This is a genomic window from Sutcliffiella horikoshii (assembly GCF_002157855.1).
Classification (GTDB): domain Bacteria; phylum Bacillota; class Bacilli; order Bacillales; family Bacillaceae_I; genus Sutcliffiella_A; species Sutcliffiella_A horikoshii_C.
Window position 1 is genome coordinate 2,416,536 of sequence record NZ_CP020880.1, and the last position, 13,215, is coordinate 2,429,750.

Annotated in this window: 17 protein-coding genes; 4 read left to right on the plus strand and 13 right to left on the minus strand. The window is 39.4% G+C overall.

The genetic code is table 11. The features are described from left to right. Window positions 1–34: 34 nt before the first annotated feature. A complete protein-coding gene (locus B4U37_RS12395) occupies window positions 35–280 on the minus strand; it encodes a hypothetical protein (RefSeq protein WP_010193779.1) in 246 nt (81 codons plus the stop codon). Between the two features lie 197 nt (window positions 281–477). On the opposite strand from B4U37_RS12395, the gene cspD reads away from it, so the two are divergent. Both cspD and B4U37_RS12405 read left to right on the plus strand, forming a co-directional pair. Beyond that, the gene (cspD, locus tag B4U37_RS12400) at window positions 478–678 is read left to right on the plus strand and encodes a cold-shock protein CspD (RefSeq protein ID WP_088018492.1); all 201 of its coding nucleotides are present in this window, start codon (window positions 478–480) and stop codon (window positions 676–678) included. Between the two features lie 124 nt (window positions 679–802). Beyond that, a complete protein-coding gene (locus tag B4U37_RS12405; RefSeq protein ID WP_088018493.1) occupies window positions 803–1,084 on the plus strand; it encodes a DUF2564 family protein in 282 nt (93 codons plus the stop codon). A gap of 62 nt (window positions 1,085–1,146) precedes the next feature. Here B4U37_RS12405 and B4U37_RS12410 read toward each other — a convergent pair whose 3' ends face one another. Together B4U37_RS12410 and B4U37_RS12415 are read right to left on the minus strand one after the other, a co-directional pair. Next, window positions 1,147–1,335, minus strand: a complete 189-nt coding sequence (locus B4U37_RS12410) for a zinc-finger domain-containing protein (protein ID WP_010193776.1) — start codon at window positions 1,333–1,335, stop codon at window positions 1,147–1,149. 23 nt (window positions 1,336–1,358) lie between these two features. After that, window positions 1,359–2,012: a reverse transcriptase-like protein gene (locus tag B4U37_RS12415; protein WP_088018494.1), complete on the minus strand. Its 654-nt coding sequence runs from the start codon at window positions 2,010–2,012 to the stop codon at window positions 1,359–1,361. A gap of 169 nt (window positions 2,013–2,181) precedes the next feature. Between B4U37_RS12415 and B4U37_RS12420 the strand changes: the two genes are divergently transcribed. Next, on the plus strand, window positions 2,182–2,574 hold the full coding sequence (locus B4U37_RS12420) for a reverse transcriptase-like protein (RefSeq protein ID WP_088018495.1): 393 nt from the start codon (window positions 2,182–2,184) through the stop codon (window positions 2,572–2,574). 546 nt (window positions 2,575–3,120) lie between these two features. Here B4U37_RS12420 and B4U37_RS12425 read toward each other — a convergent pair. Next, a complete protein-coding gene (locus tag B4U37_RS12425) occupies window positions 3,121–3,393 on the minus strand; it encodes a DUF6123 family protein (RefSeq protein WP_088018496.1) in 273 nt (90 codons plus the stop codon). A 62-nt stretch (window positions 3,394–3,455) separates the two neighbouring features. Beyond that, the gene (locus tag B4U37_RS12430; protein ID WP_088018497.1) at window positions 3,456–3,944 is read right to left on the minus strand and encodes a divergent PAP2 family protein; all 489 of its coding nucleotides are present in this window, start codon (window positions 3,942–3,944) and stop codon (window positions 3,456–3,458) included. Between the two features lie 96 nt (window positions 3,945–4,040). On the opposite strand from B4U37_RS12430, the gene sspL reads away from it, so the two are divergent. After that, window positions 4,041–4,181 (plus strand): small, acid-soluble spore protein L, encoded by a 141-nt coding sequence (gene sspL / locus B4U37_RS12435; RefSeq protein WP_088018498.1) that lies wholly within the window; start codon window positions 4,041–4,043, stop codon window positions 4,179–4,181. A gap of 29 nt (window positions 4,182–4,210) precedes the next feature. Here the strand turns inward: sspL and B4U37_RS12440 are convergent, their stop codons facing one another. The 8 genes from B4U37_RS12440 to B4U37_RS12480 form a co-directional block, all read right to left on the minus strand. Beyond that, the gene (locus B4U37_RS12440) at window positions 4,211–5,080 is read right to left on the minus strand and encodes a 5'-3' exonuclease (protein ID WP_088018499.1); all 870 of its coding nucleotides are present in this window, start codon (window positions 5,078–5,080) and stop codon (window positions 4,211–4,213) included. Between the two features lie 117 nt (window positions 5,081–5,197). Continuing rightward, on the minus strand, window positions 5,198–5,332 hold the full coding sequence (locus B4U37_RS22570; protein ID WP_010193767.1) for a hypothetical protein: 135 nt from the start codon (window positions 5,330–5,332) through the stop codon (window positions 5,198–5,200). A gap of 85 nt (window positions 5,333–5,417) precedes the next feature. Next, on the minus strand, window positions 5,418–6,245 hold the full coding sequence (locus B4U37_RS12450) for a sulfurtransferase (protein WP_088018500.1): 828 nt from the start codon (window positions 6,243–6,245) through the stop codon (window positions 5,418–5,420). Between the two features lie 17 nt (window positions 6,246–6,262). After that, window positions 6,263–6,520, minus strand: coding sequence for a YpbS family protein (locus B4U37_RS12455; RefSeq protein WP_088018501.1), 258 nt, complete (start codon window positions 6,518–6,520; stop codon window positions 6,263–6,265). Window positions 6,521–6,717: 197 nt separating this feature from the next. Beyond that, complete coding sequence (locus B4U37_RS12465) at window positions 6,718–7,464, minus strand: nucleotidyltransferase domain-containing protein (protein WP_088018502.1); 747 nt, start codon at window positions 7,462–7,464, stop codon at window positions 6,718–6,720. A gap of 12 nt (window positions 7,465–7,476) precedes the next feature. Then, complete coding sequence (locus tag B4U37_RS12470; protein WP_198317024.1) at window positions 7,477–11,190, minus strand: dynamin family protein; 3,714 nt, start codon at window positions 11,188–11,190, stop codon at window positions 7,477–7,479. Between the two features lie 338 nt (window positions 11,191–11,528). Further along, on the minus strand, window positions 11,529–12,098 hold the full coding sequence (locus B4U37_RS12475; RefSeq protein ID WP_088018504.1) for an isoprenylcysteine carboxyl methyltransferase family protein: 570 nt from the start codon (window positions 12,096–12,098) through the stop codon (window positions 11,529–11,531). A 7-nt stretch (window positions 12,099–12,105) separates the two neighbouring features. Then, window positions 12,106–13,185: a type III polyketide synthase gene (locus tag B4U37_RS12480; protein WP_088018505.1), complete on the minus strand. Its 1,080-nt coding sequence runs from the start codon at window positions 13,183–13,185 to the stop codon at window positions 12,106–12,108. Window positions 13,186–13,215: the final 30 nt, after the last annotated feature.

A 13,215-nucleotide genomic window follows, 5' to 3' on the forward strand; every position in this document is an offset into this window, starting at 1 on the left:
ATTTATTATAAAAGCAAAACATTTGTTTGTATAGTTACACGGTCACAATATTTTTTCTGGGCACTATGTTCTGGACAGTGATTAACGGATAGGCACTTTGTTGGGTTTCTCCAACTACGAGGTATTCACCAATTTGCAGTGCGAAGGAATCCATAAAATAGATGATTTGTAAAGACTCGCGCAAGCTATTGTAAATCGTATCTTCGTCTAATGAGTACAAACATAAATTCGTTTTAATCCGCAATATCATTTCCCTACCTTCAAATTTTGTCCGCAGCATAGCTTATCCCTCCTTTACCTATATATATGATAAGAAAAAGAAAATAAAACAGGTACAAAGTTTGAAACCTTGACTATAATAGAGGAAATATTGTATATTGAAATTGTCATTTAACCGCTTTCTTTTTTAATGGAAATTGGTGATGATAATACAATTTCACGGCACTTTGTGCGCTATTTTTAGGAGGAAAAAGAACAATGCAAAACGGTAAAGTAAAATGGTTCAACAACGAAAAAGGTTTTGGCTTTATTGAAGTAGAAGGTGGAGATGACGTATTTGTACATTTCTCTGCAATCACTGGTGATGGTTTCAAATCTTTAGAAGAAGGCCAAGAAGTTTCTTTTGAAATCGTTGAAGGAAACCGCGGACCACAAGCTGCTAACGTTACAAAACTTTAATCTAAAGTTGTAAAAACATATATAAAAAAGGGAGAGACCATCAGTTGTTTGATGGTCTCTCTCGTTTTATGTGAATATCTTTTGCCTCTTTTACTCATTCTAAAATAAGAAGGAGGCTGTAAAAATGGACAACCAACAATATAACAACAACACAGAATTACACACAGGATATAATGATTTGTCTCAAGTTCAGGTGTCGATTCAATCTGCAGAAAAAATGGTGGGGTCGGTAACGATGAGCCTTGATCCAGAAGCTATGGATCATGCAGAAAGAGCCATTTCTAACGCTAGATCTCTACTTAACGAAGCTAAAAGCGCTGGCACAGGGTTAGATACGGATTTTCTACAAAATTGCGAATTATCTCTTACCCAATGTGAACATCAGCTTTCTGAAGCACGAAAATAACCGCCTGGATGGGCGGTTTTTTTGTGCTTGTTCAGTAAAAAACCAGCGGGTAAAGCGCTACATTATTTGCGCTCTACTAGCTGGTCTCCTAATTTCTTGATTTCAGCACCTACTGTACATTCACTGATGCAAAATGATTGAGCATGCGTCTTGCCATAGTCTTTACGTAACGTTTGCTTAACCAGGCATTCAGTACAGTACGTATCTAAAATTTCACCAACTTCCAAAAGTATCTTTTTTCGATTAATCATTATTTAGTGTCACTCCTATATGTTCACAATTGCAATTTACTTTCAATTGGTGTTCCTTCTAATGCTTGTTTGGCCAGCTGATGTGCCTCTGTATTATCTTTTCTGTTGACAGGCTCATATATTGGCCTGATTTTAAGTTCTTTCAACTTCTCTTCTATCTTATCAAGCCAACGGTTGAATAGTTCATCATAACACGGCCATTCTCCCGAAAGTTGATTTAAAACGACAAGGGAGTCGCCCTTAAAGGTAACTTCCATCGCACGGATTTCAAGTTGTTCCAATTGTTGGACCAGAAAATAGAACGCTGCATACTCCGCTTCATTGTTCGATTCCAATTCTTCAAGCCTTGCATTAATTCTGTATCTGTAGTCTTTTCTATTTTGATTATAATAAACCACATTTCCGATTCCCGCCAGTTTGGTATCAACGTCGTATCCTCCATCAAAAAAGGCGACAACATCCGAAATACCTATTTCACTCTGCTTAATCCATTTGTTTATTTCTTTTTTAGTCCACTCTGACCCATCCTGATCAAAAAAAGAAAGACGTTTTACTCTTCCCGTCTTTTCTATATCTTCAGCAAGCCTAAGAGCGAGCCTAATATCCAGTTCTTCACTTCTAAAAGTGGTTTCAATATGTTTTGGAGTGTGGTAGTGCCATTCTAAAGTTAATTTCATTTTTTGGGTATCCCCTTTACTACTAAGTAATTCTTACTTATACCCCTTAGACGTAAAAAGTATGGGTATTATGGCTTTAATACTTTGTTATTATTGTGTATTCTTATCTTATCACAGGACATATCGAAATATGTTCGTGTAACACTTATTTAATAGGTAGGCGAATGCAATGATTGAAGTATATATTGACGGGGCAAGCGCAGGGGATCCCGGTCCTTCTGGAGCTGGTATATTTATTAAAGGGCATGGACGGGCTGAACAATACAGTATTCCGCTTGGAATGATGTCGAATCATGAAGCAGAATTTCATGCGTTGATTGAAGCGTTGAAAATTTGCACAAAACAAGGCTATCAAATTGTTTCTTTTCGAACAGACTCTCAGGCGGTGGAGAGTGCAATGGAAAAGCGCTTTGCTAAAAAACAGCAATACAGCGTGCTGTTGGAGGAAGCTTTGCGTCTGTCCGATCAGCTTGATTTATTCTTCATAAAATGGGTGCCGAGCAAAGAGAATAAAGTGGCGGATGAGTTGTCGAGGAAGGCGATTCAGCTTAATAATAAGTGATAGTATGGTGGAATTTGGATTCTCCCTTACCGTTTGGGCTTTTGGTGAGTTGCTTCGGGCGTTGAGACGGCTTCTCTCTTACCGTTTTGGGTTTTGGCGAGCTGCTTCGGGCGTTGAGACGGCTTCTCTGTTACCGTTTTAGGTTCTGGCGAGCTACTTCGGGCGTTGAGACGGCTTCTCTCTTACCGTTTTAGGTTCTGGCGAGCTACTTGGGGCGTATAGAATGCCTCTATCTTACCAAACAGCCCTTCCCCGAGTTGCTTCGGGCATATAGAACGCCCCTATATTACCAAACAGCCTTTTTAATAGCTGCTTCGGGCATATAGAACGCAACTATCTTACCAAACAGCCCTTCCCCGAGTTGCTTCGGGCATATAGAACGCCCCTATATTACCAAACAGCCTTTTTAATAGCTGCTTCGGGCATATAGAACACCCCTATATTACCAAACAGCCCTTCCCCGAGTTGTTTTGGGCATATAGAAGCAGCCATTTAATATCTACCCCCACAATCAAAAAACTTTCCCGACAAAATCAGGAAAGTCCTCTAAATAATCTTTTTTTCCTTGGCCAATTCAAAAGCAGCATGCTTAGTATGGACTTGTTCCTGTTTGATCATTTCCAAGAATGATACAAAGAAACTTCCATCAAATTGCTTTTGAGCTTTTAGTGTAATCTCAATGGCTATGTTGACTAAGTAGTCTGAGCTATCTGTATAGTGCTTTCCAAATTCTATAAAACCAAGAGAATCTTCTCCGAATTTAAAGCCTCTTGCGGTAAGTTGCTGAAGGTATTCTTCTGTACTCCATGATTTGTTCATGTTTACCCATCCTTTTGTTCGTCCCCTTCCTCAATTTTACCGCAAAATTTGTCGTTTGCCCATCAAAGTTTGTCCCAAAGTTCCAATTTTTTCTTTTTAGGCAACAGGCGCATTCCTAAAAAAGCGAGAGCGATTCCGAATAAAGCCCCACCAACTACTTCCTCCGGTTGATGCCCCAACCGTTCTTTCAAACGCTTTTCTAATTTGTCATGCACATTCTCATCAGGTTTTCCCTCAAGTCTATCCAGCTTTTCAGCAAGATCATTTACTGCAAGAGTAATTTCACCTGTTTGTCTTCTGACTCCTTGTGCATCATACATTACGATGAGGCCAAATATGGTGGAAAGCGCAAAATCAATCGTTTTAAATCCCCTTTTTAAAGCAATAATGGTGGCTAATGCAGATACACCTGCCGAATGTGAACTTGGCATTCCTCCTGTTTCAAAGAAAGTACTCCATTCCCATCTGCCTGTTCTAAAAAATTTTATTGGAATCTTTAGGAATTGTGCCAACGTGATAGCACTTAATGCAATTTTAAGTGGTCGGTTCAAACTAATCACCTCTAGTGTAGTTTGAGTAAATCTGAACTTCACAATGCAACATAATTTTTAGCTGAAAAAGGAAAACTACTAACGGAGGTGAGAAGCATGAGTAGAAATAAGTCTGCCAACAGAGGAAAAAAAGCACCTGGAGTCAACCCTCAAGGTTACGGTCAAGATACGGAATTTGCTCAGGAAGTAAACTCCAAGCTTGAAAATAAAGCGAAAAAAGATAACACAAAACGCTAAAAAAGAGAAGATGACTTGCTCATCTTCTCTTAACAAACTTTATCTATAAAGCCATGCAAATTCTTGAATTCAAGCTCGTCAAATTTATTTGCTACTTTGTTGCGGTCAATCGTGATAGTCGCATCATTCAATTCACAAGAAACCGGTACATCACACTTGATTGTTGCAAGTTCCCTTGACAGGTGCAACAATTCCAAGCTGTCTTCAAATTTCTGACGTTGACTTTTCGTAAGAGCTGACAGGTTTTCTAAGATCCCGTCTACTGTCTGATACTCCATCAACAATTTTGTAGCAGTCTTTTCTCCAACACCTTTAACTCCAGGGTAGTTATCACTGCTGTCCCCCATAATGGCTTTAAGATCAATGAGTTGTTGCGGTGTAAGGCCTTTTTTCTCATAGAAGCCATTTTCGTCTAAGACTTCATAGTTGCCATAACCTTTCATTAACAACGCTACTTTAATATTTGGTTTGATCAGCTGCAGAACGTCTTGGTCACCAGTCAGAATGATGACTTCCGCTTCTTCCCGATAAAGTTCTGCAAGGGTTCCTAAGCAGTCATCAGCTTCAAAGCCTGCAAGTCCGATATTGGGAATGTCAAACGCCTCTACCACTTCTTTCACAAGATCAAATTGAGGAATCAACTCTTGTGGTGGAGCAGGTCTGTTTGCTTTATAGTCATCAAACATTTCTGTACGGAACGTCTTGCTTCCCATGTCCCAGCAGCAGACAACATGTGTCGGCTCGAACGTTTCCATGGAAGTTATCATATGTTTAACAAATCCCTGAATAGCATTTGTTGGGATTCCGTTGGATGTATACATGAAGCGATTATAAACACTGGTTGCGAAAAAAGAACGGAATAATAAAGCCATTCCATCTATCAGTAATACTTTTTTCAAAAGAACACTCCCTCTCTTATTCCGTTTCTGATTATAGCATAAATCAGGGTATGTGGACAGGCTTCACAACGCAGTATGTAAAAAGCCATCACCTATAAAAAGTGATGGCAAAAAATACTATTGATTCTTCTTATTTGTCATTTTGGCTGCTTCGTATTCCGCATAAGAAGCAAACTCTGAATCCATGTTGCCTTTTTGTTTAGCGTTGTTGTTACGCTGTGCATTGGCATTTCCTTTTTTCGTACGTCCCATTCTAAATCTCCTCCTTCATATGGTGGATCTCTTATAGTTTGCGCAAGAGGAAACCATTTCAGTGAGGGTAAATTTAGTTCTTTATTTAAGAAATTGGGTTGTCTGTGTAACTTATCCAGTCACTCCAGCTACCGGCATACAGTTTTACTTTTTCATAACCAGCTTCTTTTAGGGCCAGAAAAGTCGGGCAGGCAGTGACACCGGAACCGCAGTAGACGATAATTTCTTTAGATGGATCAAGATTAGAAAATCTTTCTTTCAACTCTTTCGCATTTTTCCAAATTCCATTCTCTATATTCTCCATCCAGAAAAAGTTAAGAGCTCCAGGAATATGACCGGCAACCTTATCTATTGGTTCTTCTACTCCCTTGTAACGGTTAGGTTCTCTTGCATCAAGAAGGTATGCTGCACCACTTTCAAAGGCAGATAGTTGAGATTTGACATCTTCCATCCCAGTTATCAAATTTTCTTCCACTTTAAACGTAAATGTACCACGCTTTTCTTGTATAGGCACTTCTGCTGTTACAGGATAACCTTGCTTCATCCAATGACTATAGCCACCATCCATAATCCATACATCCTCATGACCTAAAACCTTTAGCAAAAACCACAGCCTTGAGGCCATCCCACCGTTCTGGTCATCATAAATAAGTACCTTGCCACCATCATGGACCCCAATATTTTCTAGCTTAGAATGAAGTTCCTGGAAATCTGGTAACGGATGTCTGCCTCCATGTTTACCGACTGCACTGGATAAATCTTTATTTAAGTCCAAATAATGTGCCCCTGGGATGTGATGATCTTTATATTCCGCACGGCCCTTATCAGGTGCGGGAAGATGGAAGCGACAATCAATGACCGTGAGATGGTTTAAGTGCTCCATCACCCAATTTACCGATACAATATGTTTCATGCTTTCCCCTCCGCATGTTAATTACTTCGAGAAACAAATTCCTCTACCATTTCTTTTGTTACCAGTTGTCTTTGAGGTGCAATTCCTTTTCGAGCAAGGTCGTTTATTCTTTTGGTAACCTCATTAATTTTTTCGGTTGTATATGGTTTCTTTTGACGGCAAAGTACGATTGCCTCTTCTATGTATGCTTCTCTTTGATGCTCAAGTTGTAAAAAATTCATGACTACTTGATTTTGTTTTCTTGAATGTTCACTTATCGCTTTATGTACGCTCATGGTTGTTCCTCCAATGTATCTGTTCTTTTTTCATTAATTGTATTATGTTCTCTTTCGGTTGCCAACAATCAAATTTATAATGCGGCTTTGTTTCAAAACCAAGTCTACTGCAACGGTAAATGGAATGAGTATCTAATTTTATCACTTGATAATGTATACAGGTAGCACAAGCATGAAATCTGTTAACTTTTGTGATCTCACTCACCTTCTATTCCTAACTGTTGAAAAAAAAGTTCCTCTAATACGGAGAGTTTCACCTTCCCTTCTTCTAGGTGAACCATTAACTCTTCAGAAGCAGTAATAAAATTACTTACCTTTGCAAAAAGTTGTGAAATGAGTGGAATATCGGTTACTTCTTCTCCAGTCTTCAAGCAAAATAAAAGAGATGATTCTTCATTGGTAAATGTGTTGCTATTCTTAATAAGATGTTGAAATTCGATGGTTGCGAACTCATCATTGTGTATAACCTGCTCTAACATCAAAGAGGCCCGGACGGCATGAACAAGGTGAGAAGCGACATTCTTTTTACTCCAAGCATGAAGATTGTTCTTTGCCATGTTCGCATAATGAAATGCAAGGACTTTTCTGGAGTAATCTTTTAAAATTATGTCATTTAAAGGAAGCATGGCAACATCCAACTCCCTATATACAATAGGAGATAGCATCCATTCATATAAAGAGGGATTGGATTTGCCAGCCAATAACAATGCCTTCTTCAGGTCCCAGCCCTGAATGTCGTACATGTCATCCTGCTGGGAAATGGTATCTTTCTTCTTTCTCAAAGAAAGGTAATCTTTAAGGGGAGCAATGTAGATGAACCTGATATCAAAATCACTGCTTTCGGTAGCAAGACCATATGCCCTGCTACCCGCTTCACAAGCATAAAGGATCTTCACATTATGTTTTAATTCCAAACTTGCCAGTCTATCCTCTATCCGGTTCACCTGTTCTCCTCCTTATTTTTTATGCTGTTGTATTTGTTGTAGAACACGTTCTAATTGAGGAATGTCCTGTTCTTGTTCAAGTGCTGACTGCATTCCTTCATAATAGTCCTCAAGCTGTCTCAAGATATACTTTTTGACCTCACCAAGAGAATTCTCCAGTTCTACTTTATAATGATGAGTTAGTTCCTGTGAACTTTCCTTTAAGTAGGAGTCCATTAAAGGAGACAGTTGATCCTCTAGGAACTGGGCCATCTTTTGTTTTTCGTTTTTCTCGAAAAATGCTTTCGAATTTCGGTAGTGGCCTAAAGTTTGTTTCTCGAGTTTTGTAGAAATGGAAGGAAAAGAACTTTCCACTTTAAAAGGTGTAAACTCCTCCGCCTCCAACATACGCAGGGAAAGTTGAGATTCCACCTTTTGTGCCTCCGCTTCCAACTCCTTTTGCCAGGAGTTCAAGCTCTTACGGATAAAGTTCTCTGTCCGCACAGTAGTTGCTCTGACTTCTTGGGAAAGATTGTGAAAAATGTCTGTTACAAGTTCATGCAGGCAACGGATAAGCTGTTCCTTCATATTCCGTCCGTCCTCCCTGATCACTGCAGGGTTGAAACTTTCTTTAAAGAAATCAGAAAATCGTAATAATGTTCGTTGCTTAATGTAATAAACTAATTCGTTAACCTCTTGCTTAAGCAACGTATAAAAACTTTCCGTTGCGTACCCATCAATGTAACCTGCTAGCTTGACTTTATTAGTGCTGTACTGAAGTTGTAGTTTTTTCTTTTCCTCAGACCCAAGTTTAGCCTGTTGGACAAAATGGTCAAACAAAGCCACTGCTCGGTTCAAATCCGTTTGAGCTGCATGGAGACTCATCTCAACCAAGTCAGACTGAATGAAGTCTGAAAATGCATGTTCAAAATCATTCATCAAAGAGCTTTCCAAAAATGGATGTTCAAATGGGCGGTTTTCTTTTTCCTTCAGTGCAAGCAGACTTGAAACTGGATACAATCTTGGATGACGAATTCCATAAGCAGTCAATTGATCTTCCACATAGTCACATACGAGTTCAAGTTCTTCCTCATTATTTGCAAGATCTGCTGCATTAACAAGAAAGAACATCTTATCCATGGCAAATGCGTCTTTTACCCTGCCCAATTGAATCAAAAATTCCCTGTCTGCCTTTGAAAAAGCATGCTGGTAGTAGGTGACAAAGAGAATCGCATCAGCATTCTTAATATAATCAAACGAAACATCGGTATGCCTAGCATTGATAGAGTCCGCTCCAGGTGTATCCACCAAAGTCAGCCCCTGTCTTGTAAATGGGCAGTCATAGAACACTTCAATCCATTCCACAAAACAGGATTTCTCTTCTTGCGCGACATAAGCTTCAAACTCATCTAGTGTCACTTGTTGGAGCGTTCCCAATTTCGTCTTCATTTCCTCCCAACCTGTTAAGAAGGCCTTTAGAAAATGAAAATGCGTCTTCTTGTTGGCATCCAGCTCAAGATGCTCATTTTTAGATATCATGCTCTTGATTGCCGGAACGGCTTCCTCCAGACCCAAAACTTCCATATTGAAAATCTGTAAAGCCTGTTTGACATCCTGAACCAGCTGTGCTGTTGTCTTCATTTGTACACAAACTGTTCCATGAGGATGATCCTTCGTTACAGGAGAGATTTTGTTGATGGATGCAGTTGTTGGGTTTGGGGAAACAGGCAGCACCTTTTCTCCAAATAAAGCATTAGCAAGAGAAGATTTACCTGCACTGAATGCACCAAATAACGCAACTGTAAAGGTCTGGTTTTCGATTTTCCCTGCTCTTTTTTTCAAGTCATCAACAATCGTTTGAAACCCGTGTATCCCCTTTAAAAAGCTTGCAGTCTCATGAAGTCCCTTGACTAACTTTGCGGGGTCATTCTGGTTAAATGTATCTTGAGTGCCTTCTTGTTTTTGAACGTCCTCTTTTTGCTTAATTATCGAGGAAGGCAATTCATCTCCGCGAACTTTTTTATAAGAACGGTTCAGATATTTGGTAATAAGGTTTTCTGTTTCCGTTTGATCTAAAGTCTCTACGGTCTTAACTAAAATACTGTTAAGCTCTTCGTATTGCTGTTCTAGTTCCATATGAAGCAGTGTTATGGCTTCTTGGGCATGATGTACTCTTTCTAATTTTTCCACTTCCACAGTTAATTCTTTTGTGCTTTCTTGCATATGCTCTTCGAGTCTTTCAAAGTAATCTTCCATCAGCCTTTGTACTCGTTTTTGGTATTCTAACTTGATGGAATGAGCTAAATCTTTTGTATAATGCAATACAGCATTGCCGGTATGGCCAGCACCAGGTTTTACATGGCTGGCAACAAACTCTTCCGTAATAGGAACAGTAAGCTCTTGAACTTTATCAAAAGTCGCGGGTGTATAAAAGTTTTGATCTTTTAGAAAGGTAATAATATGTTCATGAATGAACTTTTCCACCTGTGTTTTCACACGCTCGCCTAAATCACTTCGAAAACCGGCACTTCTTAATTCACGCTCTTCTTGTGTTTTCTTTCCTGCGAACAGAAGGCCCACCTTAAACCCTTTTTGTTGCGATTCGAGATAGCGTTCAGCTAGCTCCCTCATCTCAAATGGTGTGATATTGGCATTTTCCAAGATCCGCTTTGTTTGATTGATAAAATTCTCTTTCGCTTCAGCTGTTTCAGTTTGGATGGTCGTTAGTTTATCTTTTTTAATCCTTAACGTTTCACCAACATCATTTGGCAGGTCCCCTACAGAGTGAATTGTTTGCTCATGGCGCTCCATTTCCTCTGCCCTTTGATCGAGTTGCCATTCTTTATGTTCATCCAATACTTGAATGAGCGCTCGCTCGATCGTTTTTGGCAAGATATCCAACTTGTCTTGTCTAAGGATTTGAAGCGTTTCTTTAACAATCGAAAGATCGTTAAGAGGATGGTTGGTTTCTTTTAAGCTCGTAAAATAAATGCTTGCAGGTATAATTCCCCAATCTCCAAAGGACTCCATTATTCTCTCGTTATATGTGGCAAACGGGATTTCTTCCTCCCGATGCTTATCAATTTGGTTAACGATTAAATAGATCTTTTTTTCCTTGTCTTGAAGTTCTTTAATAAACTTGAGATTCACCTCAGACTGGACGTGATTATAGTCCATCACATAAAAAATGACGTCTGCCAAATGCAAGGCTGATTCTGTGGAAATGCGGTGCGCATCATCTGTAGAATCCACCCCTGGAGTGTCTAAAATGACCATATCAGAAGGAAGTTTTTCAAACGGATATTGATACTCAACGGCTTCTACTTGGTCTCCGTTTTTACAATACGCTTTAACATGCTCAAATGAGACTGGCGGTAGAATCTCGAGCGATTCTCCCTCAAAAAAATGAACATGGGCAAGCTCTTCCCCATTTTTTATTTGGACAACATTGGCGGAAGTTGGAATAGGACTAGCCGGTAGAATTGCCTCCTCCAATATCTCATTGATAAAGGATGACTTCCCGGCTGAAAAATGTCCGCAAAAAGCTATACTTAATTCCTTTGTTGTATGTTTATGTAAAAGTTCTGCCACTTTTCTCGCACTTTTTTGATCACCGCGCTGGTGCAGCTTATCTAGCACTAGCTGCAGTTTTATTTGGAGTTGACTTGTCTCCTGTACTTGCTGCTGAATCTGCTGTTTTGGATTGTTTGATCCCATTTCTACTGTCCCCTTAGTTGTGTGTATCATTTCTCCGCTTCTTAAGTCTATTTTACTTGATGTTGCAGTATTTTCCCACATAAGACGCCCTATTTATTAATATTTTTGTTAAAGAAACTTGTGCATGATTTTGATTAGGCAATTTAATAAAAAAAGGGCCTCCTACATGTATGGATGTAGCAGACCCTGTATGTATTATTTTGTTGTTCTTGGCTCACAAGTATGCTGTAAAACAACTTTCATTAAAACCGAATATGCTACCACAGTCGTACCAATTAACAATAATGTCATGTTGGTATGTCCCCCTCGTTGATAGTGATAATTATTATCATAATCATATCAGCTTTCAAGCCAATTGACAATGACTTTCATTCAGATTCCTTCTGAAAAGTTGGAGAAAACCGATTTCGGTCCTCCATATAAGTGGCATAGTTGGTTGTCAATTCAGCTAATGCCCTTTCTTCAAGGGGAATGCGTACACTTAACATCCAAGCGTTTAGAATGGTAAAAGCAATAGCGGTGTAAAATGCATGAAACATTAAGGGAATTAACAGAATTTCTAACACGACAATCGTATAGTTAGGATGGCGTAAAAACTTGTAAGGGCCTGTTTTCACTATGGATGCATCTGGCAAGATCAGTACCTTTGTGTTCCAATACTTACCTAGTGACTGTATAGACCATACTCGAAGGGATTGTGTCATGATAAACAGACTGAGGATTGCCGGCCAAAAGGGACTTAGTGTTCGGTCGAACAAGATGACCTCCAATAAGAAACAAGTTAAAAAAGCAACATGCAGACTGACCATGTACTTGTAATGCTCTTTGCCGTATTCTTTTGCACCCATTGATTTAATCCATTTTTCATTTCTTCTTGCAATGCCTAGCTCCACGACTCTTTGTGTGACGATAAATGCAAAAAACAATGCGAAGATCATTTTTACCTCACTCCCATTCTAATAACAGCATTTCGGAACTGAAACCCGGTCCAAGTGCAGCTGCAATCCCTTTCTCCCCTTTTTTCGGACCCTTTTCCATGATTTCCTTTAACACATATAGGACAGTGGCAGAAGACATATTGCCATATTCTTTTAATACCTGTAAGGAGGTATCCAGCTTTTCTGCCTCTAACCCTAAACACGATTGGTATGCTTCTAATACCTTTTTTCCACCAGGATGTAAAACAAAATGGTCCAGTTCTTCTAGTTTTACGTGATGGTTTTCTAGGAACCTTGTGACATTAGGTGCCAGCCAGTTTGTGATGATAACAGGAATATCTCTTGAGAAAACGACATAAAGTCCCTCATTCTTAATCTCCCAGCCCATCACGTCTTCTGAATTCTCCATTAACGTTGACTGACTTCCTAGCACTTTAGGATAAGGCCCTTTACTGTCTATCTGCACCTCATCTCCAACCATGAGTACACAGGCAATGCCATCTGCAAAAAGGGAGGTTCCTACTAGATTACTTTTCGACCGGTCATTTTTCTGAAAGGTAAGACTGCAAAGTTCCACACATAATACAAGTACCTTGGCTTTTGGAAAAGCTAGACAATATTCATATGCTCTAGAAAGTCCCGCAGCTCCGCCAGCACAACCGAGTCCCCAGATTGGTATTCTTTTTGTGTATCGTGAAAACGGAAGGATATTCATGATTCTAGCTTCAATGCTTGGTGTGGACATTCCTGTAGTAGATATATAAAAAATAGCTTCAATATCTTCATATGCTATAGATTGTGAGAGCGTTGCAGTGTTGTGTAAACATGCATTTATTGCCTCTGCTCCATACGCAACTGCCTCTGTTATGTATATATCATTTTTCTCTTGCAATGTATGCGGTTCCCTGAACCACTCAACATTTCTCGCAAAATGCCGTTTTTCTATTTGGCCATTCTGAAAGACAGTAAGGAGGCGATTAATATCTTTAAAAGACTCTTCGAATAGTTCTTTCGCAAATTCAACAACCGTATCTTGTTGGATCGGATATTTGGGAATGGACGTTCCAACAGACAATATTTTTGGCATAATTCGAGCACCTCATCCGGATTGGTACTG

Coding starts and splice junctions, on each gene's coding strand:
- B4U37_RS12395 (WP_010193779.1), bottom strand. CDS start 280: ATGCTGCGGACAAAATTTGAAGGTAGGGAAATGATATTGCGGATTAAA.
- cspD (WP_088018492.1), top strand. CDS start 478: ATGCAAAACGGTAAAGTAAAATGGTTCAACAACGAAAAAGGTTTTGGC.
- B4U37_RS12405 (WP_088018493.1), top strand. CDS start 803: ATGGACAACCAACAATATAACAACAACACAGAATTACACACAGGATAT.
- B4U37_RS12410 (WP_010193776.1), bottom strand. CDS start 1,335: ATGATTAATCGAAAAAAGATACTTTTGGAAGTTGGTGAAATTTTAGAT.
- B4U37_RS12415 (WP_088018494.1), bottom strand. CDS start 2,012: ATGAAATTAACTTTAGAATGGCACTACCACACTCCAAAACATATTGAA.
- B4U37_RS12420 (WP_088018495.1), top strand. CDS start 2,182: ATGATTGAAGTATATATTGACGGGGCAAGCGCAGGGGATCCCGGTCCT.
- B4U37_RS12425 (WP_088018496.1), bottom strand. CDS start 3,393: ATGAACAAATCATGGAGTACAGAAGAATACCTTCAGCAACTTACCGCA.
- sspL (WP_088018498.1), top strand. CDS start 4,041: ATGAGTAGAAATAAGTCTGCCAACAGAGGAAAAAAAGCACCTGGAGTC.
- B4U37_RS22570 (WP_010193767.1), bottom strand. CDS start 5,332: ATGGGACGTACGAAAAAAGGAAATGCCAATGCACAGCGTAACAACAAC.
- B4U37_RS12450 (WP_088018500.1), bottom strand. CDS start 6,245: ATGAAACATATTGTATCGGTAAATTGGGTGATGGAGCACTTAAACCAT.
- B4U37_RS12455 (WP_088018501.1), bottom strand. CDS start 6,520: ATGAGCGTACATAAAGCGATAAGTGAACATTCAAGAAAACAAAATCAA.
- B4U37_RS12470 (WP_198317024.1), bottom strand. CDS start 11,190: ATGATACACACAACTAAGGGGACAGTAGAAATGGGATCAAACAATCCA.
- B4U37_RS12475 (WP_088018504.1), bottom strand. CDS start 12,098: ATGATCTTCGCATTGTTTTTTGCATTTATCGTCACACAAAGAGTCGTG.
- B4U37_RS12480 (WP_088018505.1), bottom strand. CDS start 13,185: ATGCCAAAAATATTGTCTGTTGGAACGTCCATTCCCAAATATCCGATC.